This window comes from Myxococcales bacterium (assembly GCA_016703425.1).
Lineage (GTDB): Bacteria > Myxococcota_A > Polyangia > Polyangiales > Polyangiaceae > JADJCA01.
This window is the reverse complement of record JADJCA010000002.1, coordinates 1103365-1128667: the sequence shown is the minus strand read 5'-3', so window position 1 is coordinate 1128667 and position 25303 is coordinate 1103365. Positions and strand designations below refer to the sequence as shown.

At 67.5% G+C, this 25303-nt stretch carries 14 protein-coding genes and 1 pseudogene; 11 read left to right on the top strand and 4 right to left on the bottom strand.

The window, feature by feature from the left end:
* Positions 1-101: 101 nt before the first annotated feature.
* Complete coding sequence (locus IPG50_11195) at positions 102-890, top strand: hypothetical protein (GenBank protein ID MBK6692758.1); 789 nt, start codon at positions 102-104, stop codon at positions 888-890.
* 135 nt (positions 891-1025) lie between these two features.
* A complete protein-coding gene (locus IPG50_11190; protein ID MBK6692757.1) occupies positions 1026-2435 on the top strand; it encodes a hypothetical protein in 1410 nt (469 codons plus the stop codon).
* Positions 2436-2488: 53 nt separating this feature from the next.
* Here the strand turns inward: IPG50_11190 and IPG50_11185 are convergent, their stop codons facing one another.
* The 4 genes from IPG50_11185 to IPG50_11170 all read right to left on the bottom strand — a co-directional run bounded on the left by IPG50_11185 (position 2489) and on the right by IPG50_11170 (position 8029).
* Positions 2489-3688, bottom strand: coding sequence for a metallophosphoesterase (locus tag IPG50_11185; GenBank protein ID MBK6692756.1), 1200 nt, complete (start codon positions 3686-3688; stop codon positions 2489-2491).
* Complete coding sequence (locus IPG50_11180) at positions 3651-3998, bottom strand: hypothetical protein (protein ID MBK6692755.1); 348 nt, start codon at positions 3996-3998, stop codon at positions 3651-3653. The genes IPG50_11185 and IPG50_11180 overlap by 38 nt, the downstream gene beginning before the upstream one ends.
* Before the next feature lie 47 nt (positions 3999-4045).
* Positions 4046-5419, bottom strand: coding sequence for a CotH kinase family protein (locus tag IPG50_11175; protein MBK6692754.1), 1374 nt, complete (start codon positions 5417-5419; stop codon positions 4046-4048).
* 405 nt (positions 5420-5824) lie between these two features.
* Positions 5825-8029 (bottom strand): hypothetical protein, encoded by a 2205-nt coding sequence (locus tag IPG50_11170; protein MBK6692753.1) that lies wholly within the window; start codon positions 8027-8029, stop codon positions 5825-5827.
* Between the two features lie 340 nt (positions 8030-8369).
* Between IPG50_11170 and IPG50_11165 the strand changes: the two genes are divergently transcribed.
* From IPG50_11165 to IPG50_11125, 9 genes and pseudogenes are all read left to right on the top strand, one after another.
* Positions 8370-8951, top strand: a complete 582-nt coding sequence (locus IPG50_11165; protein ID MBK6692752.1) for a hypothetical protein — start codon at positions 8370-8372, stop codon at positions 8949-8951.
* 86 nt (positions 8952-9037) lie between these two features.
* Entirely contained in the window at positions 9038-10477 is a 1440-nt protein-coding gene (locus IPG50_11160) for a B12-binding domain-containing radical SAM protein (protein ID MBK6692751.1), read from the top strand.
* Positions 10478-10626: 149 nt separating this feature from the next.
* Positions 10627-11388: a hypothetical protein gene (locus tag IPG50_11155; GenBank protein MBK6692750.1), complete on the top strand. Its 762-nt coding sequence runs from the start codon at positions 10627-10629 to the stop codon at positions 11386-11388.
* A gap of 4 nt (positions 11389-11392) precedes the next feature.
* On the top strand, positions 11393-13186 hold the full coding sequence (locus IPG50_11150; GenBank protein ID MBK6692749.1) for a DUF2723 domain-containing protein: 1794 nt from the start codon (positions 11393-11395) through the stop codon (positions 13184-13186).
* Positions 13187-13645: 459 nt separating this feature from the next.
* Positions 13646-15409, top strand: a complete 1764-nt coding sequence (locus tag IPG50_11145) for a S8 family serine peptidase (GenBank protein MBK6692748.1) — start codon at positions 13646-13648, stop codon at positions 15407-15409.
* A 587-nt stretch (positions 15410-15996) separates the two neighbouring features.
* Entirely contained in the window at positions 15997-17034 is a 1038-nt protein-coding gene (locus IPG50_11140; protein MBK6692747.1) for a hypothetical protein, read from the top strand.
* A 151-nt stretch (positions 17035-17185) separates the two neighbouring features.
* The gene (locus IPG50_11135; GenBank protein MBK6692746.1) at positions 17186-17545 is read left to right on the top strand and encodes a hypothetical protein; all 360 of its coding nucleotides are present in this window, start codon (positions 17186-17188) and stop codon (positions 17543-17545) included.
* A gap of 304 nt (positions 17546-17849) precedes the next feature.
* Positions 17850-21020, top strand: coding sequence for a DEAD/DEAH box helicase (locus IPG50_11130; protein MBK6692745.1), 3171 nt, complete (start codon positions 17850-17852; stop codon positions 21018-21020).
* A gap of 38 nt (positions 21021-21058) precedes the next feature.
* Positions 21059-25293 (top strand): annotated as a pseudogene (locus tag IPG50_11125) (N-6 DNA methylase).
* The last annotated feature ends 10 nt before the right edge of the window (positions 25294-25303 follow it).

The following is a 25303-nucleotide window of genomic DNA, read 5'->3' as shown; positions in this document are numbered from 1 at the left end:
TACCGGTCGTGGCGCGGCACACGTTGGCCCAGGCGTTGCCAAGGAAAACCGCGCTCGCCGACGCTAGCGACCTTGGCGCGAGACGTGCGTGTCGCGCGACGATGCTCCGCGTTGCGACCGCCTACACGCTCCTTGTGCTCCTCCCCGGTTGCGGCGTCGTGGCCGACCAGCGGATGCCCCAGGGTGGAAAGGAAGCGATGGCCACTCCGTCGGAGCCCGCCGCGTCATCGTCCTCGTCGCGCCGCGATGCCGGTGGCGCGTCCCTCGATGCGTCCTTCGTCAAGGCCGATGCAAGCGTCGCGAGCAGGCACCGACACTGCGCCTCCGACCTCGACTGTCCTGGCGGCACATGCGTCGAGCTCACGCCCGGTGGCTTTAGCGTCTGCTCGACGGAGCCGCCGGGCCCCCAGCTTTGCACCGACGCTGGCGGCGGGGGGCCGTTCGCCGACGAGTGTTGCACCTCTTGCGCTCAAGGCGTCTGCTCGCTCGTCACGTCGTGCGGTGGCGCCTTCATGGTGCCCCACAACGCGTGCATCGAGGACGCCTGCACGACGAACGCGGACTGCGGCCCCAAGGGGCTCTGCATGCCGCGCGGCGCCGGTGAACGAATGCGCTACTGCCTCGCCAAGAACGAGTGCCTGCGCGACAGCGACTGCACGCAGGCCCCCAACGGCGCCTGCGTGCTCACCACGACGGTGGGACCCGCGACGACCTGCAGTCCCTGGGGCTGCAGCGGCCTCGGCGGCCCCACCTACACGGGGCCCCTGCACTGCGAATACGGTGCAGAGTGCACGCGTGACGCCGATTGCGGAAACGGCCATTGCGATCGCATAGGCGGCCGTCTCCGTTGCGAGCCCGCGCCGCGCGCCGTCTGCCCGCCACCGCCCTGAAGGGCAGCTCCGAAGCGGCGCGCCGGGCGGCGTAATTAGGCCCCTGAATCCCCCAGGCTCGCCCCCGTCCATCCCCTCGATGTCCCGCGTCCGTTCCCTGATTCTCGCGTGCGTCACCTCGGCCTTGGCTTCCGCTTGCGCCGAGACCCTGAGCCCACTGGACCCATCACGGGCGGCGCCAACCTCTCGGACAAGACGAACACCGTCGACGGGGAGAAGACGACGATTGGCTCCATGTCCCTCAGCCCCGACGGCAGGTTCGCGGTGCTCCACGACGCCACGACGACCACTGTCGTGGAGATCGCTACCCGCAAAGAGCACGTTCGGACCGAGCGCTGGGACCGACTCGCCTTTGGGCTCGACGAGAGAGCGCGCGCGATCGCGTACGTGAGCCGGCCCGGTTATGGCGGCGTCGTCGCCGTGGATCTCGAGAGCGGCGCCGAGAAGTGGTCGCTCCTTCCGGCGTATTACAGCGAAGCGGGCGCCCAGTTCTTCCGGCTCGCACAGGGCGGCAGGGTGCTCGTCGCCGGTGACGTGCGGCGCGTCTTTCGCATCGATACCCAGACCGGCGAGATCAAGGGGCTACCAACGCCGATCGGGGAGTTCCCGCAGTTCGCGACCGTCTCCCATAGCGGCAAGCGCCTCTTCGTGGTCGCCGAGACGAGGTGGGCGAGCGACACCGAGCCGCGGACGCCGTTCACCTCCGTCGACCTCGAGACCGGCGACGCGACGACGATCGAAATCCCCAACTGCGCGGCGCCACCCGCCGTGCTGAACGACGACAGTCGCGTGTTCGTCTCGCCCACGTTCTGTCAGCGCGGCGCTTCCTTCGAGGCCGAATGGCAAGGCAGTGCGGGCCTCGGTGTGGATCCCGTAAGCCTGATCGACATCTCGCCCTCGGGCGCTCCCTCGTTCAAGCGCAACCTTCCGGGGTTCGGTCCCGTCACGCTTTCCGCCGATGGCGCGCACGCCATCGCCTTCCTCGATGCGCAGCGGCTCGACCCAAAGCTCTTCGACGATCCAAGCCAGGTCCCTGGACCCTCGGCGGACCGGTACCACTTGATGTGGATCGAGCCCAGGACCGAGCGCTTCTCGCTCCAGCCCATCGGACAGGATCTGCCGCGTTTCGCCTTCTCGGCAGACGGCACCAAGCTGCTCGTCGACTCGACGGTGATCGCGCAGCGAAGGATTACGCTGCTGTCGTTCGCGCAGTCGGGCCCCAGTGTTCGTATCGGCCTGTTCGAGTCGACACCCGCAAGCAGTTTGCTGGGCGTGCTCGACGTCAAGACGCGCGCGTTCCGACCCTTGCAGGGACCCCGGACTTCGCTCGACCGTTTCGTGCAGCTCCCCGGAGGGCGCACGGTCTACACGCTGGCCGCGGCTGGGCCCGATGCACCGTTGCGCATGCTGGATCTGGCCAGCGAAACGGTGCACGACACGGGCCGCAAGGCGCGCGATCTCGCGCTCTTGGCGGACGGCCGGCTCGTGCTCCGCGATCAAGCCGGCGCCTTGTGCATCACGCGTGACGCGACGGCGTGCGAATGAGCCGCTGACCCATCGTCTCGGAATGCGCCTGCGTTGTTCGCCACGGCTCGCGCCTACTTCTTCGCCTCGATCCTCAAATGGAGGGTCGCGTCGGAGCTCACGGCGGTCGCTTGGTGCAACTCCACGGCGACGACGTTCTGCCCTGCGAGAAGGAGCTGTCGCGGGACCACGACGGGCACCCATGTTTGCTCGGCGCTATAGCCAACGGTCTGGAGCGCGAGGGTCGTCGGCAATAGCGACCCCGCCGGGAGGTTCGAGCGCGAGACCTCTTGGCCGTTGACGTAGACAGCTGCGCCGTCGTCGCGCTGCAGCCACACGACCACATGATCGATTGCGCTCGGAGCGACGAGCGTGAACGTGGCACGGAAGTAGTGAGCGAGGCCCTTGGCGAGCGTCGTTGCCTCGCCGCCTTGTCCGTACCCGAGCGGCGCCGCTCCGACCTTCCAAGCCGTTGCATCGAAGAACGGAGCCGTCCACCCCGCTGGCGGAGCGCTGTCGTCGAGGTAGCGGAGCGCCGAGCCGCTGGGCAAGAGGACCTCCGTCGCGCGTGCCGCCTCCGCCTTGGAAGGCACGACGTGCTCATCGATGCGCTCGCCGGCCACCGTGACCGCCGCAAAGTCCGCGTAATACTCGTCGGCCTCTACGAACGTCGCCCCGTGTTTCTCCGAGTACGCGATGACGCTCCCCGCACGAGAGGTCGACATCGGTCGGAGGTCGGCGCCCCCGGTCCCCTGCACGACGTATGGGATCGTGCCCGGTCCGAAGTCGAAGCGCTCGTAGTCGTGATCGTGGCCACTGTAGACGGCGCTGGCTCCCCACGCCTGGAAGGGCCACTGCATGTACGCCTGCGAGCCGTGTTGTCCCGACGAGTGGGCCGGATGGTGAAAGACCACGATGCGGTAAGGGTCCGCGGCCGCGGTGAGCTCCTTTTGGAGCCACTGACCTTGCACGGAGGTCGCCGTCGTCCCGTCGGGCTCTTTGGTGTCGCTGTCTAGGCAGAAGAAGCGGACCGCCCCCTTCGCGAGCTGCCAGTAGCGCTCGTTGCCTGGCAAGTCGAAGTAGTCGAGGTGCGCCTGTATCGAGCCGCTCTGCCAATCGTGGTTGCCGAGGCAGGCGTAGAAGCGCTGCTCGGTGGCGCCGGCGCCGTACTTGCCGCGGTAGGGAAATATGTAGTCGCCGTAGTACTTGCCGATGGTCTCGTCGATCGTGGTCGCGTTACTCGCGGGGTAACTGTTGTCGCCGAGCGTGACGATGAAGTCGGGGCCCCGACTTCACGAGGGCGGCCACGGCCAGTTCGTTGGCGTCGTCGAAGCCGAAGTCGCCGAGGAGGACGAACCGCGTAGGCTTGGCGTGGGGGGCGGCGTCGGTGGCGTCCCCGCCGTCGGCGGCGTCGGCGGGCCCGGGGGCGCCGTCAGCGGGGGGGACGGTGACGGCGCGCGGCGCCGCGTCGGGGGGAGGCGAGTCGGTCGTGGCGGGGTCGTCGCCGCACGCTGCGACGCTCAGACCAGCGGCGAGGAGCCCGCCGGCAATGGCGCCAAGCCAGCTCTTCGACGGCGTCGGCATTCCGCGTCGCTTAGCACGCAGTGCGTGGAGTGGCCAGCGGGCCTCCGCTAGCGGACCTGCCTCGTCAGCTCGTCGAAGCGCACACGCGCGTAGTCTCCCATCTCGCGCGACAGCGCGAGGTTCTGTGTCTCCGCTGGGTGGAGCTTGTCGTTGAGCGACTTGACCGTCGCGACGGTCGTAGCGAGCCTCGCGTGGAGCGGTCCTGAATCCCGGTTGATGTGCAGCCGAGCGAGGTAGTCGCGGATGCGTTGCTTGAGGAGCCCGTCCACTTCGGGAATCGCGAATATGCGGTCGAAGAGCGCGCGGTGGCCCTCGCCGTCCTTGTAGGAGTAGCTCCTCGAGGGCGCGCCCATGGCGTTGTCGAAGTCGAAGGTGTTGTCCATGTCCCAGGTAACGATTCGCCAGCGCTTGGTCGACTTGTTGAAATAGAGGACGTCGTTGTTGAAGTTGCCGTAGGCGCTGTCCCAGTGCCCCGTGACCGTCGCGCCGGCTGCGTAGTTGAGGATGCTGTCCAACTCGACGACCTGCTCGACGTCTTCCTTCGAGCGGGCCGCCTGAAGTCGGGTCACGAGCCCGTTCGGCCCGTCGAACATGGCCGCCGCCGCCTGGACCGCGCCGGCGTCGTCGCTCTTCCACTTCTTCCCGTCGACGAACTCGGGCTCGAGGCACTTCGCGCTCCACGCGTGTTTGCCCTGGCCGTCGAGCTTGAGCGCACATCCGAGGCTCATGCTGAAGGCCGTCGGCTCACTGTCGTCGTAGCGCTGCTTGAAGAAGTCCGGGTTGATGTCCTCCGCGATGAGGTAGGCGCGCGTGAAGTTTCCTGCGCCCGCGCACGCGCTGTCACGGTCGCCATCGCAAAGGCGAAACTCGACGGTCGTGTAGGCCGTTCGGTAGACGGGGGCGCCGCGCTTCGTCGTGCGGCGGACGTCCTCTGTCTGCGCCATCGCCCACGTCGCTACCGACTCACGCGCGAGCATGCCCTGCTGATAGTCGTCCTTTGCGCTCGAGTCGTTGGCGCTTCGACGCAGGCTGAAGGAGGTCATTCCGGCGAGGGTTCTCTCCTCGAGCAGGCGCTTCGTCGGCGCGTCGAATTGAAGCTCTTCGACGCCACGCCCGGTCTTCGTGAAGACGCCCTTGGTCTTGTCGAGGCGAACGGAGAACTGCAAGCGAGGCACGCAGCGCGACGTGTTGCCCTTCACCTTGATGGCCGCATCGGGGAACTCCTTGCCGTCCACCGTGAAGCCTCGTGCGTGCCACCATTTGACGTCGTCGCCCTTGACGCACCCGTTCGCGCTCTCGTCGTTGTGAAGTTGCTCCCACGTAGCCCTGTTGAGCTTGATCGAGATGGCATGCGTCTTCTCGTTGAAGACCGTCGTCTGCGAGTCGCTCCAGAGCTGCTCGCCAGTCGCGGTCGAGGTCACCGCGGACCCTTCCGAATCCGGCACGACCTCGTCTGCGGGAGCGCAACCAGCGAGCGCCATGACGGCAAAAAGGCCCAGGAGGGCGGTCGCACGAGAGCGTAAGGTCGGGGGCATGCCGTGCCGGTGAGCAATCGGTGTGCCGTTTACGGTCGACCGCCGCAGGTCTTTTCCGATCGAAGCAGAGGGTCACGGCAACGCGTTCACCCCCGCTTCGTGCGTCTTGCGGGCGCGGCGTGCCCTCACACGCTCCCTCTCGGGCGGGAGCGCCCGTGGACCACGGCACTTCCGATCCAGCGCCGAGGATCGCCTGTCCACCTGAATCGCCGCACCGCACAGCTCATTCGAAGCGGTGTTCCCCGTGCGCTACACGAGCCACCTTCGACTGAATGCGATGCCCCGAGCTCGTCACTCGTTTCGAATGGCGACGTGCCAGTTGTTGAAGTGCGCGCCGCCGGTGCTGCACTGGGTGCAGCGGTCGGCGTTCGCGAGTGACGCGGCCGGTTCCGTCTTGGCGGCCAGGTCGATCATCGTCGAGGCGACCAGACCGCGACCCCTTCGTGACACGGCCTTTTCGCCCACGGTGCGCCAGCCTTGGCCCGAGCGCTCGGCCACGGGGCAGAGCATGGTGTCCGCGTCTTGGATCCGGCAGACGCCGCCTTCGCCTAAGATCGGGAACCGGAACGGACGATCTTCGATGGTGCCTTGCGCGGCGAAGGCCTTCGGATCGAGGACGATGCCCTGCTCCGGCGCGCAGCTCTTGCCTTCGCTGGCCAGTTCGGTGCACCGACCGTCGTAGGCCATCATCTCCAGCGAGCGCAGCTCCGTCGCCTGCCCCGCGTACATCTCGGGCGTGTGAAACAAGAAGAGCACGTCGGAGACGTCGGCCGCCGTCGCGCGCACGCTGACCGTCGTGCCTTGGCCCATCGTCTCGGGGCCCGGTGTGCTGTCGAAGCGCCGGTGGGTCCGCTCCCCGCCGTTCCTCACCAAGTAGTGCGGGTACGTCGACGTGTCGGCTGCCCCTTCAGAGAACTCGCTCGTGCCGCGATCGCCGTCGGCGCACGCGTCGGCGTTCGAGCCGTCGGCCGCCGAGAGCAGCTCGCAGTGAAGGACCGTCCCCACGTAGACCATGGGCGAGTCGGCGCGGTCGGCCTCGTCGAGCCAGATGCGCGGCGGCGTGTACTGGTTTTTGACGTACTTGACCTCGAGGGCGCGGAGCACCTGCATGGGGCTGAGCTTCGCCGTGTCGATGCCCGATTCGCGGACCAGGTCCGCGAGGGACTTCGGCCCCGCCGGTGTGTCGAGGCGTCGCGTCGCGTCGGCGACGAACGCCGCCGTGGCTTCGGGGGTGAGACCGTAGGCCTCGCTCCACACCTTGACGTTGTTCGCCGTCGCCACCGCTTGCGACGTGCCCGTCGCGGGCGTCGCGGCGGAGCCGCCCTTTTCGGCTTGGTCGCTGAACCGGAGCGCCGAGAAGCCGCCTGCGATGGACTGATGGGTCTGCGGTTGGCTCGCGATGGCCTTTCGCACCGGCACCGGGAGGTTCTGGAAGGTGTTGTCGAGCCACGCCGTCATCATGTCGCTGGGGGTGAAGGGCTCGAAGACGAGCGCCCGCTTTGGCGCCCGGAGCTCTTCGGCGGCGACGAGGTCGGAGCCGCTGACGCTGCCGCCGGACTCGGCGCGGGCAAAGGAGCGGGAGAGAAAACCGCTCCAGTCTGCGCCGAGCGTGGCTGCGTTGAGGGGGTAGTTCACGCCGAGGTTGAGGTTCGCGTAGGCGAGGCCCGAGCAATAGAGCTGATCGATGTTCTGGCCCAGGAGCGCCGGCTTGAAGAACTTCTTGTCGAGGTCGTCGACGTTGGTGAGGCGCAGATCGTGGAAGCTCGCGAACGGCGAGATGTCGTCGGTGATGAGGCCCCAGTTGCGCGCCGAGAGACCAAACTTCTTCGAGGTCTCGGCGGCCATCCCCTTGGGACGGTAGCGGAACACGTGGAAGGGCATCTGCTTCGACGGCGGGTGGTTGTAGCGGGGGCCGTAGTTGTTCGGGTTGTCGATGTGGTGGACGTGAGTCTTGCCACCGACCTCGACCTCGTAGTGCATGGCGACGTGGCTCGCGCGACGCTCGTTCAGCGTGTCGGCCCGGAGGTATTCAGGATGAAAGTACGAGAGGACGTCGCCGTCCTCGAGCCACTCGATGATGTGCTTTTGCTTCGACGGGTCGGTGTTCTTGAGCAACGGGATGATGTTGATGCGCTTGCCCGTCGGGCCGTCGAGCGCGCTGCCGTTCTTCACCGCCAAGTACTTCTTGTCCTTCGCGATTGGCTGCTTGTTGAGGTCATAGGCGAAGGCCTGATCCCACACGACGCCCGCGTTGGGTGGCAGCCCTTGCATGCTGCTCGCGTCGAAGCCGAAGAACTGGGGCGACGTGCACGCGGTGCCTCCGCAGTACTGCTGCGTGACCTTCGCGAGGTCGACGACCCATTGACCTTCTTTGCTCGCGTCCGTGAGCGCGTCTTCCGAGTCTTCTTCCTCGGCTTCTGTTCCCGATGAGCAGCCGGGGGCAAAAGCTGTGAGCATGGCGACGACGATCGCGAAACGGGGCAGCGACTTTTTCATGGCGAGAGGTGCATCGCACACGTCGTGCCCACGGAGCGTCGCGGCGCGAGGCGCCCGCAAGTGACCGATTCCTTGTCTCACCGGTGACGCTGCTGGAAAGATCCGCCGCGTGGGCCGATGGGGGTGTGGATCGCCTTCCGCCACCGTCTCGCGCGAGCGACAGCGACGGATTGGCTCCCCTCGCGACCCTGGCGCGCTCACCTCGGCGTGATCCGATCGTGGATCCGAGAGTCACCGTCGACCGTGACGGACGTGTGACGTGCTCTCACCCCGCCGGGAAATCTGATGAGGTCGCTCTCGGCACGCTCCTCGCTTACGTCGCCGGCACGAGGTGATGACGATGAATCGATGGGGTACCTGGGTTGCTGTCATGGGTGCTGTCGCTTGCCTTCAGGGCTGCGCTTCTGGGCAAGGCGAAGAGGCGAGCGGCGCGGAGACCGCCGAAGGCGCCCTCGAACGCCGCAACCAGGAGAGCGACGCGCAAATCAAGGCGAAGCTCACGGACCTCCTTCGCGACGTGGTCTTCATGAGCGAAGGCGACTATCCGTACACCGTCTTCGAGGCCGACAGCGGTGGTGCACGCAAGCTCACGTCGACGGTGCTGCGCACGCGTCTCAAGGCAGAGATCCAGACCCAGGCTGAGCGCGACATCAGCAAGCGCACCTGCCGCGCTGAGAAGCTCTCCTTGGCGGACGTGCTCGCCGACGCTGCCCTGACCGATCCCGATGAGCGGGATGCAAGGCAGGCTGGCCTCGCGGTCAAATACATGAAGGAGCAGCTTCGCGGCGTCGTGGGCTACACCTTCGGCACCAACGCGTCCGGTGATCAGGACGAAGACGGCCCCGTGGTCTACGTCTACGTGGGCATCTCGCGGACGACGGGCAAGCTCATCGCGATTTCGACGCAGGCTGTCTACACCTGAGCCACGCGGCCCGAGGCGAGGCGCGCGTGTTACCTTGAGCGCGCGCCGCGGAAGAGAAGCAACCCTGCGCGCGTTAGTGGTCAGTCATGAAGGTGCGCATCGTCGTGGCCTACCAGCCTCGCTACCGCCGCGGTCATGGGGTCGACTTCGTACCTCCCATCACCGGGATCCACCTCGCGGCTCTCACGCCCCAAGAGCACTCCGTTGAGCTCGTTCATGAGCAGGTGCGCGCCGTGCCCGACGACGGGAACGCGGACCTGCTCGCGCTCTCGTTCTTCTCCGGCTTCGCCCGCTCGGCCTACGCGCACGCCGACCGAGCACGCGCGCGCGGCCTGCCCGTCGTGGCCGGCGGGCCTCACGTCTCCTATTGGGTTGACGAGGCGCTCGAGCACGTCGACGCCGTGGTCATCGGCGAGGCCGACGACATCTGGCCTCGGGTGCTCGAGGACGCGGCGCGCGGATGCCTGAAGCGCGTCTACCGAGGCGGGCCTCACTCGATGCGTGGATTGCCCACGCCGCGCTACGACCTCCTCGAGGACTCGTTCGTGGTTCGTCACGTGCTGCAGGCGACGCGCGGGTGCCCCTTTTCGTGCCGCTTCTGCACGGTTCCCGACTTGAATCCGGGCTTTCGCGTCCGCCCCATCGACGATGTGCTGCGCGACCTGTCGACGGCACCAGAAGACGCGCCTTGGCACGAGCGTCTCGCTTGGTTCTGGGACGACAACCTGCTCGTCAAGCGGCGATGGGCGAAGGAGCTCCTCGGCGCCATGCGCGGGCTCGGTCGCGAGTGGCTCACGCAAGCGTCCATCGACATCACCCATGACGATGAGCTGCTCGATCTCATGGAGCGCTCAGGTTGCATCGGGATCTTCCTGGGCATCGAGAGCCTCGACGCCGTCAACTTGGAGAGCGTCGACAAGCGGCAGAACCACGTGAACGAATACGCGCGAGCCATCCAGAAGCTCCACGACCGCGGCATCGCGGTGATGGCGGGGTTCATCTCCGGCTTCGACGCGCAAACCGAGGCGTCGATCGCCGACACGGCCGACCGGCTCAATGCGATCGGCGTCGACGTGCCGTTCCTCAGCATCATGACGCCGTTTCGCGGCACGCCGCTCTACGACGATCTCCTCCGCAGCGATCGCATCCTTCGCGATCGTGATTGGGGCCACTACAACGGGTACAACGTGGCGTTTCGGCCTGCCCGCATGAGCCCCGAGGCGCTCCTTGGTGCGCATCGCGCGATGTGGCGCCGAGCGTTTTCGCCGAGCCTCGTGGCGGAGCGGCTCGCGCGGGCGGCGAAGCTTCGTCCCGGGGCGTTTCGACTCGCCCTCGCGATGAACGGGTTCTACGGCGCCAAGGCTTTCATGGGAAACGGACCGCGTGACGCGCCGGTCGGGGGCAAGGCGATCGCGCACGCCGCGCCCGATGACGTTCGTCCGAGCACGCTCCGCGGCGAGAGCGCCCGCGGTGGCGAAGGGGAGGTCATTCCCCTTCGGGTCTCATCTCCCCGTCGCGCTTTGTGAGTGCATGCAGAATGCACGTGGCGCTAGCTGCGGCAGCCGCCTCGGCGGTCGGCACCGCTTTGCGCCCCGCCTCCACTCCCGCCCTCGGACACGGCGACGACGCGACGGATTGAGCGGAGCGGCGAGCGTCCTTGTGCTACGCCAAGCCCATGGCTCGCATGACGCTCTCCCTGCCGTTCGCGCTCGCCGCTGCCCTCGTCGCTTCCCTCGCCGCGGCGGCCGACGCGCCGCCGCCGCTGCCCTCGAGCGCCGCACCGACGCCGGCCGCGGTCGAGAGCGCGCCGCCGGCCGCGGCAGAAGCGCCCGCGCCCGCAAGCGCCAACGCGCCCGCGCCGCCGCCACCGGCCTACGTCGCCGAGCCGGCGCCGCCGCCGAGTTGGCCTCAGCGTCGGGGCTTCACCCTCGAGCTCGGCGTGGGCGCCTCTTACACGACCGTGTCGAACACGCCCGCCGCCGACGGCGGCTTCGGCCTGGCGCCGCTCTCGCTCTCGCTCGGCGGCTTCGTCTCGTCGCGCGTTGCCCTCGCGGCTCGCATGGCTGGCACGAGCTTCTTCGTCGATGCGCCACCGAGCCTGCAGATCGCGGGCGCGGGGGCCTCCCTTCGCTCGCACTCCGATCTCGTTCAGATTCTCAATGGCTTCTACGGCCCCACGATTCAGGTCTTCGTCAACGACCATGTGTTCGTCGGTGGTGGAGCTGGCCTTGGCCTCTTTGGCGTCAGCCCGCTCTTCGAGCGGACGGGACCTTTGCCCAAGCTCGAAGCGGGGTTCGCCATGACGGGCCGCGCGGGCTTCGGCTTCTTCGCGCGTGGCCACCACTGGGTTGGCGTGGTGCTCGAGGCCTTCCCAGGCTTCTACAGCGATCGCACCACCTTCGGCATGTCGACGATCCTCCAATGGCAGTACTACTGAGCGAGTGAACGAGCGCCGCGAGGAACGGAGCGCCGAAGCCTCTGACGCGACCGCCGCCGGTTTCCGTCGCGCCGGAGCGTTCGTCTGGGTCGCAGCCACGGGCGCCTACATGGCCACGGCCTCGAAGAGCGCCCTCGGCGGTGACGGCGGCGAGTTCGCCGCGCTCTCGCTGAGCGGTGGCGTGGCGCACCCGCCCGGCTACCCGCTCTTCGTCTTGTACCTGCGCGCCTTCGCGACCCTCTTCGCGTGGATCCCGAGCGTGAGCGCGGCGCACAAGGCGTCACTGGCCGCGGCGCTCCTTGGAGGCCTCGCCGCGTGGCTCCTCTTCCGCGTGAGCGTCGCCTACGGCGCCAGCGTGCGGGCGGCTCTCCTCGTGACCGCGCTCTTTGCGGCGTCGCCGCTCACGTGGGCCCTGTCGACCTACCCCGAGGTGTTTGTTGGCAACGCGTGCCTTGCGCTCGCCATCGCTTGGCTAGCGGCACCGTCCGCGCGCTTCCGCGGCTCGGAGCGCGCCTTCCTCCTCGCGCTTTCGGCGGGCCTCGGCGTCTCGCACCACCACTCCATTGTCCTCGTGTTTCCGCTCGGCGTCGTGGCGTTGCTCGCCGCCGTTCGCGAGACGCAAAGCCTCGCCCGCCTCGTGGTGGGCTCGACTCTCGGGTTCTCGCTGGGCCTTCTCCCTTACGCGTATCCGTGGCTCGCGGGCCGCGGCGCGCTCGGCGCCGACGTCATCGGTTGGGGTGACACAGGCACTTGGTCCGGTCTCGTGCACCACTTCCTGCGTCGCGACTACGGCACCACGAGCCTCGGCGCCAGCGGCCGCGCGAGCGAGCCTCTGGCGCAACTCACGTTCCTGGCCAAGACCCTCATGACCGCCTTCGTCGCGCTGCCGCTCGTCTTTGCGGCGTCGCTCTTCGTCGCTCGCGCCGTCGTCCTTCCAGCGGCCTCGTCGCTCCGTCGTCCACGCCTGGCACTTCTTCTCGCGATCGTCGTGTCGGGGCCGCTCTTCGTCGCGCGCTTCAACATCCCGCCCAAGGGCGTCGGGGCGCTCATCGTCGAGCGGTTTCATCTCTTGCCGGCGGCGCTCTTGTTCGTCTTCGTCGCATCGGCCTTCAACGGATGGCTCGACGCGCTAAGGCCGCTCTATGCGCGCATCGCGCTCGCCGTGGCGCTCGCGTCATCGTCGACGTTCGCGCTCCTCGCGCTCCCCGAGCATCATCGGCCGACCGTCGAGCGCTACGCAGAGAACATTCTCATGACGCTCCCCGAGGGCGCGATCGTCGTGGGCGGCGGCGACCACCGCGCCGGGAGCTTCCTTTACGCCGAGGCCCGCGGCATCCGACGCGACGTCGTCTTTCTTCAACCGTCGCTCCTGCTCTCGCCCGCGATTCATCGCCGCATGAGCGAGCGCCTTCGCATGCCGCTGGTGGGGCCCGTGAACGGGACCCTCGACGCTCACGCGCTTCTGATGCAGCTCGTCCGGTCGGAGCGTCCCATCTTCGTGACCGATTGGCCGGCTCCCGGTCTCGCGGAGCAGTTCCCGAGCTTTCCCATTGGCCCGGTGCTTCGTCTGGTGAAGGACCGCGCCGACGTTCCGCCGCCGCTCGAGGTGCTTCGCTACAACGACGAGCTGATGGGGCGCATGCGGCTCGAGGACGCGCCGCCTCTTCGTGGAACCTGGGCGGGCTCCCTGGCGGACGACTACGCGCGGCCTTGGCGCGCGCTCGCGTTGGCGTTCGCGCAATCCCCGCGACTCGCGGCTGAATGCGCCGAGCGCGCAGAGAGGCTCGCGCCGCGGTGAGGACCATCGAGGCACCGTTGCCTGCGATGCGCGCCCCCGCGGTCCAAGAGAACGTGCGTGAGGCAGGTCATCATCGCGATGCTTCAGCGTTGCGCGTGGAGCGGTCCAATGCTGAACTGGCGGTCCAGAGGGGGTCGAAATGGGTCAATTGATTCGGGCGTGGACTGGCGTTCTCGGGGGGGGCTTTTTGCGACTTCTCGGCGGATGTGGGCCCGTCGATGAAAGTTCGGGGCCCGTAGGGAACTCTGGAACCACGGCCACGCTCTCGGTTGGGCCGCGGCTACTCGACTCGGGGAGTTCGGCGTGGACCGCTTCCACGTCGACGCTCAGCGCGGCACACCGGGCAGAAATCCTGGCCCGGAAGGTACCGGGTTGCCACCAGGCACCTGGCCGGTGCGCCGGAGTGTCGAGGCCCTTCGCGACAAGGCGCAAGGCCTCCCGCCCAGTACCCTCGTTCGCGTGATCGCCAAGTTGCCCGACCCCGAAGTGTTCGCCATGGCGAAAGACCTGAGCGACATCGAGCGGGCGACTTCGGTGCAGGGGCGAGCCTCGCGCCTGCGTCCGATTCAGGATGGGTTCGAGGCAGCGGTCCGCGCGCACGGCGCAAAAGACATTTCGAAATTTTGGATCGACAACTTGGTTGGGCTCACGTTGCCCGCAGGGCGCCTTGGCGCGGCGCTGAGTATTCCTGGCGTTCTGGACTGGGACGAAGTTCGCTCCGACGGTCGCGACGCGACCGTGTACTGGGACATGACGCACGTTCGTGCGGCGGCCGGCTTCAACGACTACATAGACGCCGGCTATCGAGGTCAGTCGGGGTCGCGAGCGTATGCCGGCCAGGCCCCCGTCAGAGTTGGAATCATGGAGTTCCAACGGCAGGACATCAGCGCGCTCAACTGGGTCTCTTGGAACCATCCCGGATTGGTCACGGGCCGCTTGCTGAACGCGCGGATTTGCTCTGCGGCGCTGTGCGCGGAGAGCTCGGGCTGGCTACCGAGCTACTCGAGTCACGGGACAGCGACGACTGGCTTCGTTGCGGGGTCGATCGAAGGGTTTGGCGGCCCGTTCATCTACACGCCAGAAGACGAAGTCGCCCGCAGCGGAGTCTCCTCAGGCGCGACCATGCACTACTACCTGGTTGGAACGACCGAGGCACTCATTCGAGGCCTAGAGGATGGGGTGGGCACGCTCGCGCTCGACCTAATGAACATGTCGTTCACCATTTGCGATCGGTGCGGCGCGAACACGCCCGGCTATGACTGCGGGTTCATCAACGGCGCAATTCGAAATGCCCTCAACAACGGTCTGCTTGTCGTTGCTGCGGCCGGAAATGACGGTCACGCGGGCATCGCCTGCACGCAAGGCTACCCGGCAATCTTGCCGGAGACCCTTGCCGTTGGCGGATACGATTCGTCCTGGAACGGGCAAACGGTGCTGGCTGATAAGCCGGTAGCCGGAAACTACTACCCTGACGGAGGGGGGATCACCGGCACTGCTCGAGGCGGTGTGGCGATGCGCACCTTCGCTGGTACGTCAAGCGCGTACGCAGGCGTGGATATTCTCGGCCCCTATCACGTCGGGTACGCCTATGGCAACCCCGCCGACCCGTTGAAGGTCTACTATCCCTTCTCCGGTACGTCGGCATCCGCTCCCGTCTTGACGGGCGCCCTTGCGCTGCTCAAGTCGGGGTTCTACGGGCTGCGAGGCCGGCAGCTCAGCGCAAAAGAACTCATTCCGCTAGCCCTCGTCATGGGTGATTCCTTCGCGCACGTGGCTGACGGGGTTGCCAATACCTACATCCGTGCCGACATGAGTGACGTTTCGGGGGCCGGCCGATTGCGAATGCGCCTTCCTTCGAATGCCGCGTTTCCCGGGCAAGCGTGGCAGTTCGACGCAGGTAGCTTTGACCTCCGAAGTACTGACGTCCGCATCGGCGAGCTTGCTACGCCGTTTACTCACCATCGGTACGCGCTGACCTGGTACGGCGAATCGACGGATGCGCTTTCGGACGTCGATGTTGCCGCCTACAGGGTTTGCGGGGGAACCGAGACTCTCATTCGCGCGCACGCCGACTTCGACCCCCGCAAGCGACTCCACACACTCGGGACCGACGTTCCGCCCGGTTGCACGTTGCGGGTGAAGGTCGCTCCTGTCGCCTTCCCCCCCGGCAAGACGCTGCGTCTGTACGACGCGTGGCTCTGGCACAACGGGGTGGACCCGTGAGGCGGGCACGCGTCGGGCTCGCCGTCGCGAGCCTTGGGCTCATCCAGTGCGCGAACTGCACGTCCGCTACCGCCCCGAATCTCGCCGACGCTTCTACCGCCGACGCGGGCTCACTTGATGGAAGCGTTGACGCCGCGGTCGACTCGGCACCGGCCAGCTCTCACGTCTGCTGGAACGCACCGGCAACCAGCGCCTGCCCGCCGGGCTGTGTTGAGCAGCCCGCTGATCTCCTCGACCGCGCGGCCAACTGCCTTCGCAGGGTTCGCGCGTGGTGTGGACCACCTCAGAATGTCGGGGTACCACCCGAGGGAAATTGCAGCGTGAGAGAGCGAGACGGCCAGTTGATGCTATTTCGCACCAGCGTGAGTCGGCCCCCGCCGCTCGAGGTCGCGGGGAATCGCCCGTGCACGGACGCGGAAGACCTTGAGATACGCAGCGTTGGATTCTGCCCCTAGAACTCTCCGCGCCGGCCCGGTTGAGAGTCGAGAGGCTCGCGCCGCGGTGAGGGCTCGCCGATGAGACGGCCCGCGAGCGCGTCGGGGTTGAATGCTGGCGAGCGCCGGGGCAACGTTCATGCGATGAACGCGATGCGACGGCCGTTCGCCTTGGCCCTGGCGGCCCACGCCGTCGCGGCGGTGGCGCTTTCCGTCGCGCCGACTGGGCCGCCGTCGGAGCTGGAGCCGCGGCGCGCGCTCGCGACGGAGTCCACCTTCGAGGTCGAGCTGTTGCCGCCCGCCAGCGGTCCGACTCCAGGTCCGACGGCGGCTCGGCTCGCGACGCTGCGGGCGCCTTCGCCGCTTCATGCGTCCGGCCTGGCGGCGCGCCGCGTGGCGGAGACCGGCCCAGAGGCGTCGCCGATCGTGCCGCCCGTCGTGCCTCCGGCGCCGAGCTCGCCGGACGACGAGTCGTGGTCGCTCGGCGCCCTTGGTCCCGCTCCCGCATCACTCGGCGCGCTCGGTCTCGGAGAACGCACCGGCGCGCTCGCTCGCCAAAGCGGCATCGTGAATGAAACGGCCGGCGCAGAGCCGGCTCCTCCGATGCGCCCGCTCTTCGAGGCGCTCGACCGAGTCGAGCGCGAAGCCGGGCACGGTCGCGGTGTTCCGCTGCGTTCTGCCGTGGCCGAGGCCGCGCGCGGCGCGTCGGCGCCCATGGCTGGCGTCGCGCTCTTCGAGATCACCGTCGGCCCAAAGACACCGGCGCAAACGCGGCTCGTCGAGGCCTCCTCCGATGCGGCCGGTTGGGCGAGCCTCGCCAAGACGATCGACTCGCTCGCGCGCGCCAAGACGGTCCGGTTGCCGCCGTCCGGCGAAGGTCTGCGCGTCGTCGTCCGCGTCGAAGCCGAGCTGCGCCTCCCCGATGGCCGCCCTGCGAAAGACCTTGGGGTGCACGGTGCGGTGTCGACGAGGCTTGCGCTGCGCGCGGATGCGGGAGCGGGGGAGTCCAAGCTCGTCTTGCCCGAGGCGACCCTCAAGTTCGAGGGGAAGGTTTGCAGCCTCGCGCTCACGTTGGGCGTTGGCCCCGCGCCCATCTCCGGCGGCTGCGCTCCCGAGATGATCGGCACGCGTGCTTCGCGGCAAGTGCGCGCCGAGCTCGTGAGCGAAGAGCGCATCAGCCAGGCGCGGTGAGGGGGCACGAAGGTATGGCCGACGCGATCGACCCCGTCATCTCTCATCCTTCGCGACTTCGCCGCTCCTCCGGGTCGCCCCAGAGCCCCGACCGTCGACAACGGCGCCCGAAGCGATACCTTCCGAACGCCAACGCCCGGGAGGACACACGATGAACGCAGGCACCACGCACGACGAGGCCTTGATCGACGCCACGCTCAACGCCACCGCCGAGACCATCAGCGATATGGTCACGAGCGCGCTCCACAACGGTCATGCGCTCGGTGATCTCGCCGTCGTCGTTCAGCGCGCTTTTGACGGGCGCGTCCGGATGGGGTGCGCGCGGCGCATCGACGTCGCACGCCAATTCGGAGGCGATCCGCGACTCGCCGCTGACAAGCGGAAGGCCGTGAGCGAGGCATGCCAAACGACGCCGCCCGACCAGCTCCCCATCGTGCTCTTGGTGGAGACCGAAGGCTACGTTGCGGTCGGCGTGCGGCAAGGTCGCGGCGAGGTTGGCGCTCTCTCTTGAAGCGTGCCTCGTGACCCCCTCCACTCGCACCATCCTCGAAACCCTCCCGAAGCCTCGGCTCGAGGAGCTCGGTCGCTCGTTTGCGGTCACGGTGCCGCCGAGCGCGACGCGTGAGGCGCAGGTAGCCTCCCTTGTAGAGGCCGGCGTCATCCGCTTTCGCGACTTGCTGGCGGCGCTCGGGCGCGACGAGCTCAAGGCCGCGTGTCGCTCCCATGGCCTCGACGACTCGGGCCGCGCGCGTCCCCAGCTCGCGGCACGCCTCCTTCAGGCGCACGGCGCCACCGAGACTGCGCCGCCCAAGCCCATCTTCACGGCGAACGCCGTGCCTCGCTATGCACCGCGTCCCGGCGACATTGTTCGTGTGCGGCACCGGCAGTGGCTGGTTGAGGGCGTCGTGCCGCCTCCCGAAGAAGGCCACGCAACTCTCGTTAAGCTCGTGTGCCTCGACGATGACAACCAGGGGCGGAACCTCGAGGTCGCCTGGGAGCTCGAGCTTGGCGCGAAGGTCCTTCAGCCCGAGGCGCACGGGCTCGGCGCGCGCGCGGGCGCCGGCATCGATCCGCCGCGTCACTTCGCCGCGTACCTGCACGCCCTCAAGTGGAGCGGCGTCTCGGCCACCGACGCGAAGCTCTTTCAGTCGCCCTTTCGCGCCGGCATCAAGCTGATGAACCATCAGCTCACGCCGCTTCGTAAGGCGCTCTCGCTCCCACGTGCCAACATCTTCATCGCCGACGACGTCGGCCTCGGCAAGACCATCGAAGCGGGCCTCATCGCGCAAGAGTTGCTCTTGCGCCAGCGCGTGGAGTTCATTCTCATCGTCTGCCCGGCCTCCGTCTGTCTCCAATGGCGCGACGAAATGCAGAAGCGCTTCGGCCTGCACTTCGAGGTCATGAACCGCGCCTTCATCGGGCGGCGTCGCCAGGAGCGCGGCTTCGGCGTGAACCCTTGGAGCACGCACACGCGCTTCATCGTCTCGCACCCCATCCTTAGGCGACCCGAGTATCGCGACCCGCTTATCCAACACATCGGCGAGAAGGCGACCAAGAGCCTTCTCATCCTCGATGAGGCGCACGTGGCCGCTCCGGCTGGCGCGACTCGCTACGCGGTCGATTCGAAGATCACCGACGTGATCCGCGACGTCGCGAGGCGCTTTGAGAATCGCCTCTTCCTCAGCGCGACGCCGCACAACGGCCACTCGAACAGCTTCTCCGCGCTCCTCGAGCTGCTCGATCCGCAGCGCTTCACGCGCGGCGTGCCCGTTCGGGGTCGGCGGGAGCTCGACGCGATCATGGTCCGCCGCCTCAAGGAGGACTTGCGCCAGCTCGGGGTCGAGCAATTCCCGAAGCGCCTCCTTGTGCGGCATGCCGTCGGCGAGCCCGCCTCGCCGGAGCTCGAGTTGGCGCGCCAGCTCGCCGAGTACACCTCGCTCGTGAAACCCGAGCGCGGCGGGCTGGGAGGCAAGCTCGTCTTCATCAACCTTCAGAAGCGCCTGCTCTCGAGCGTTGAGGCCTTCTACCGGACCCTCGAGGCACATCACCGCGCGGTCCTCGAGGGGCGCGCGAAGGTCGCGATTCAGGTCCCACTCCTCGTCGACGACGACGAATACGGCATCGACGACGACGACATCGACGAGGCCGACGGCGCGCGCGTGGCCGCCGCGTCGCGGGAGTTGAGTCCGACGGACAAGGCCAAAGCGCTCCTCGAGCAAATGCTCACCGCTGGGAGACAACGTCGCGGCGCCGCCGACGCGAAGGTGGAGCGCTTGGTGTCGTGGATTCGAGAGAATCAGTGCTCGGCCGTGGCCGTCGGCGGGCCGTCGGCCAAGGCGACCAAGACGGAGCGCCAGTGGAGCGATCGGCGGGTCCTTATTTTCACGGAGTACGGCGATACGAAGCGCTACCTCCGGACACTCCTCAACGGCGCCGTTGACGGCACCCAGGATGGGGACGCTCGCATCATGGAGCTTCACGGTGGAATGTCGGACGAGCAGCGCGACGAGGTGCAGCGCGCGTTCAATTCGCCGCCAGACAAGCACCCGGTGCGGATCCTCCTGGCGACCGACGCCGCGCGCGAGGGTGTGAATCTTCAGGGGCACTGCGCCGATCTCTTTCACTTTGACGTGCCGTGGAACCCGGCGCGCATCGAGCAACGAAACGGCCGCATCGACCGCACGCTCCAGCCGGAGCCGGAGGTGCGCTGCCACTACTTTCTCTATCCTGACCGCACCGAAGACATCGTCCTCGAGAAGCTCGTCGCCAAGGTCGACGTCATTCAGCGCGAGCTAGGGTCCATCGGCTCGGTCCTCCTCGATCGCTTCGGTGAAGTGATGGACGCGGGCATCGACGACAAGACCGCGCGAAAGCTCGAAGCGGCCGAAGAAGCCGGCGCCTTGAAAAAGGCCGCGACCGACGAGCTGGAGTCGCAACGGGGCGAGCTTGCGCGCGTGAAGGAGGAGATCGAAGAGGCCGGGGTGCTCCTCAACCGATCGAGCAAGGTGATGGACTTCGACCCGGCGCTCTTGCGAGACGCGCTCGACGTCGGCCTCGAGCTGCTTGGCGCGCCGCGCCTAGTGGCGAGCAAGGTCGATGGTGCCGACGCGTGGACCGTGCCCGAACTCCCGGCCTCGTGGCAGCCCACGCTGGACAGCTTGCGGCCGGCGCGCGGCCGAAACGAATACCTATGGGAGTTTCGCAAGAAGGCGCCGCAGCCCGTTGTCTTCCGGCCACCGCCCAAGGTGAACAGCGAGCTTTCGCACCTGCACTTGCAGCACCCGTTCGTGCAGCGCGTGTTGGGGCGCTTTCTCTCGCAGGGCTTCAGCGCGCACGATCTAAGCCGTGTCACCGTCGTGCGCACGAGGCACGACGCCCTCACGCGGGTCATCGCCTTCGGCCGGCTATCGCTCTTCGGACCCGGCGCGACGAGGCTCCACGATCAGCTCATCAGCGTGGCGGCGCGCTTCGTGGACGGGAAAGAAGACGAGCTCAAGCCGTTCGCCGAGGACGCCGATCGCAAGGCCGTCGACATGCTCGAACAGGTCTTGGCCGAGTCACCCACGCTGGACGGCGTGTCTGACGCCGTGCAGAACAAGCTGCTCGCCGCGAGCCCGAAGGTCTTCTCGAGCTTGTGGAAGCAGATCCGCGATGAGGCCGATGCCGTCGCACACGACGCCGAGCGCAAGCTGACGCAGCGCGGTACCGAAGAGTCGGAAGCCCTACGCGGCATCTTGGCGACGCAGCGCGCCGCGATCATCGCGGAGATCGAACGGCGCGCCCAGCTCTCCTTCGACGACCTGAACCTCGACAAGCGCGAGCAAGATCAGTTCAAGAAGGAGCAGGCCTTCATGGGCGATCGCCTCGTCGACATCCAGCTGGAGCTAGAGCGCGAGCCCCAGCAAATTCAAGCGCTCTACCGCGTGGCGCTACGCCGCCTCGAGCCCGTTGGCTTGGTGTTCCTGTGGCCGGAGACGAGGGGATGACCGATCTCGATCGCCGCTTTCATGAGACCTGGCTCGGGATGGTGCAGCCCATTGATGGGCTCGTCGTCTCGATCCCCGTCCTCGTGGATGCCCAATGCATGGAGCGGCAGCCGCCCCACGTGCAGGCGACGCTCCTCGAACTCTGCCCGCCAACGCGGCAAGGCGAAGCGGGCCCCGAGGGCTACGCCGTGGCCGACCTCTTGGCGCTCTTCACCGGTCTCCTCGGCTACGCGCCCGATGCCTTCGACGTCGGCGACGCGCTGCCGGAGGCGCTCTCGCTCTACGTGCCCGAGGGCAGGCAGACCGTGCGCGCCACGCTGGGACTCAGAAAGCTGGGCGCGGACGCCGCGAGCGGTTCGGCGGCCGCGGGCGAGACCACCTACGAGATGCTCGTTTGGGACATCGGCGCCGGCGCCGGGGCTGGCCAGGCGCGCAGCCTCGATCTCGACAAGCCCGAGACGGTGACCGGCCCGTGGGACTACCCGCCGAGCGCGAAGTTCGAGCGGCTCTTGCGCCATGCGCGCGTGCCGGTGGGCCTCCTCACGAACCGCGAGGTGGTGCGGCTCGTGTACGCGCCTCACGGCGAGTCGTCCGGCGCCATCACGTTTCGCATCGACGACATGGCGAGCGTGGGCGGCCGGCCCATCCTCGACGCCTTCGTGATGCTGCTCTCGGCGAGCCGCTTCTTCGGCGTGGCCGAGGAGCGCGCCCTGCCCGCCCTGCTCGCCGAGAGCCGCAAGCGCCAGGCGAACGTCACGAACGACTTGGCCGATCAGGTCTTCGCCGCCCTTCAGATCTTGCTCCGCGGCTTCGAGGCCGCCGCCGAGCGCGACGGCGAGCACGCCAAGGCGCTCATGGACGACGCGCTCGCGCGGGGCGCCGATCACGTCACCAAGGGCCTGCTCACGGTGCTCCTCCGCTTGGTCTTCGTGCTCTACGCAGAGGATCGCGGGCTCTTGCCGACGGATCGGGCGTTTTATGCCAAGAACCTCTCGGCGCTCGGGCTCTTCGAGGAGCTTCAGGCCGACGTCGGCGCGTACCCCGACTCGATGTCTCGCCGCTTCGGCGCGTGGGGCCGCCTCGTCGCGCTCTTTCGCGCCATCTACCTCGGCGTCTCTCACGCGAGCGCCACGTGCGACGTGCACATGCCCGCGCGACGCGGCTCGCTCTTCAACCCGCACGAATACCCGTTCCTCGAGGGCTGGGGCCCCGGCGGAAGCGCTCCCATCACCCAAGCGGAAGATCGCGCGGCGGTGCGCGTGCCGAGCGTCGATGACGAGACCGTGTTTCACATGCTCGAGAAACTGCTCGTCTTTGAAGGCCAGCGCCTCTCGTACCGCGCGCTCGATGTCGAGCAGATCGGCAGCGTCTATGAGGCCCTCATGGGCTACCACGTGGTGCGCGTGCCGACGGCGGCTGTGTGCACCAAGCCCGATCGGTTGTGGATCTCGGCTGCCGAGGTGACGGAGGTTCCTGCGGCGCGCCGCGCGAAGTGGCTCAAGGAGACCATCGGTCTCTCGACCGCGCAGGCCGAAAAGCTGAACGACGCGCTCAAGGACGCTGGCGACGACGACGCGGTGCTCGAAGCGCTGTCGGCGTTTGCGGCGGGCGGGAAGGCGGGCACCAAGAGGGGCGATCCGTCGCTCTCGCGCGCGAAGGCCGGGCAGCTCGTGCTCCAGCCGGGCACCGAGCGGAGGCGCACGAGCTCGCACTACACGCCGCGCAGCCTCTCGGCGCCCATCGTGTGCCGCACGCTCGAGCCGCTGCTCGCGGTGATGGGCGAGGCGCCCGCATCGGAGCGCATCTTAAACCTCAAGGTGTGCGATCCGGCCATGGGCTCGGGGGCGTTCCTGGTGGAGGCGTGTCGGTTTCTGGCGGATCACGTCGTGGCGGCGTGGACGCGGGAAGGAAAGATCATCGCGCTCGCGGAGGAGCACGGCGACGTGCTCTTGCACGCGCGGCGACTCGTGGCGCAGCGGTGCCTCTACGGCGTCGACAAGAACGACGCGGCCGTCGAGCTGGCGAAACTCTCGCTGTGGCTCGTGACGTTGTCGAAGACGTTGCCGTTCACGTTCTTGGACCACTCGCTTCGCCACGGCGACTCGCTGGTGGGGCTCGATTTCGAGCAGATTCGCGCGTTCCACTGGAAGCGCGCGGACGGCGAGGGTGCCGGTCTGGGCAGCGCCAAGGGCAAGGGCGCGCCGAAGCAGCTCGAGCTCTTTGGTCGCGAGATCGCCGTAGCCCTCGACGAAGCGATTTTGCTAAGGCAGAAGATCGGCGATCTGGGCGATTCACCGGTCGACGATCGCGAGAAGGCGCGCCTCTTCTGGGACGCGCAAGATGCGCTCGATCGCGTGCGGCTCATCGGCGATCTCGTCGTGGGCGCCTTCTTCGCGCACGAGAAGGACAAGGATCGCGAGGCCGAGCGGCGACGACGCGAAGACTTGGTGCGCTACTGGCTCGGTAGCGGCGGCCCGCCGAGCGATGAGCTCCTCGCCATGCAGCGCGACGTGCGCGCGAAGCTGCCGGTGTTCCACTGGATGGCCGAGTTCCCAGAAGTGTTCTACGCGGAGCGGCCGGACCCGCTAGATGACGGCCAAGTGAACCGCGGGGCGTACATGGACGCCCTTCTAGGCAATCCGCCTTTCGCGGGAAAGACGAGGATTGTTGAGGAGAACGGTCCCGGGTATCCGGCTTGGCTCCGCGAAGTGTTTGAGGGGGACACGGGGGTGCGCGGAAATTGCGACCTTTCGGCCTATTTCTTCCGGCGCGGACACGCACTCCTCGGATTTCACGGCTGTCTTGGGTTCATTGCGACCAACACTATTGGCCAGGGCGACACCCGAGCAGTGGGGCTCAAAGCTCTGTGCGACAACGGGGCCCGCATTTATGAAGCAACCAGTTCGTTGCCCTGGCCTGGCGAGGCCGCCGTGAGCGTGGCGGTCGTGCACCTTGCGGTCGGGGCGCCTGTGGCCCGAACAGGGCTCGCTCGCCTCGACGGGGTTGACGTCGGATCGATTGATTCGCGGCTTCGTGAGGGGCTTGAACGCCAAGACGCTTCCTGTTTGGCGAGCAATAGCTCGGGGCTCGTTCACCAGGGCACCATCGTGCTCGGAGCGGGCTTCGTGCTCGACAACGCGGAGACGAAGCGCCTCATGGCATCAGCTCAGAACAAGGAGCGAATATCGCCCTACCTGGGCGGGGAGGACGTGAATTCAAGTCCGACGCACGAGCCCAGCAGGTACGTCATCAACTTCGGGGCGCTTGGGCTAGAGACGGCGGAGCAGTGGCGCGACCTAATCCAAATCGTCCGGGAGCGGGTCAAACCTGAGCGAGACCGGCAGCAGGGCAATAACTCCACCAGCCTCAGACGGAAGCGGATCTGGTGGCAGTTTGACGGCATTCGCCCCGAACTCTACGAGGCGATCGGTTCGCTCGCTCGATGTTTGGTTACGAGTGCAGTCTCCAAGCACCGCTGCTTTAGCTTCTCGCCGTGCGGTGCCGTCTTCGATCAACGCCTGTTTGTGTTTCCCTTTGAGACCTGCGGTCCGTTTGCCGTCTTGCAGTCGCGCGCTCACTGCGCGTGGGCGCTTATGCAAGGTTCGTCACTTGAGGACCGGCCAACCTACAGGGCTTCATCTTGCTTCGAGACCTTCCCATTCCCAAGCCCGATCCGCGCGCCGTCATCCCTGCGCTCGAGGACATCGGGCAGCGGCTCTATGACTTCCGTGCGAAGTACATGGTCGACGAGAACGTCGGCCTAACCGTCACGTACAACCGGCTGAAAGATCCCGCGTGCACCGAGCCGCGGATCCTCGAGCTGCGAAAGCTCCACGAAGAGATGGACCAGAAAGTCCTCGAGGCGTACGCCGAGGGCGACGCCGACGGCCGCTGGCTCGATCTCGCCGTGCCACCGTTCTGCCCAATGAACGACGCCGACAAGAAGAAGCTCGAGGCCTTCGAAGACGGGGTGATCGACCGCCTCTTCGTGCTCAACGCCAAACGCGCCGAAGAAGAGAAACTCGCCGGCCTCGGCCCAAAGCAAAAAGGCGCAAAGGCGAAGGAGCCCGCGTCGAAGGGGACGAAGTCCGCGGCGAACACGGGCAAGGAGACGAAGGCAGCGGGGAAGGCACCGGCGAGCGACGCGGCGGCGGCGACCGCGACCGATGCGCCGGCCGCAGTGGTGGGCGCGACGCCGGCGAAGAAGCGGAAGGGCAAGAAGGTCGACCCAGCGCAGGCGTCGCTCTTGGGGAGTGAGGGCGACGAGGAATGAGCGAGGCGGG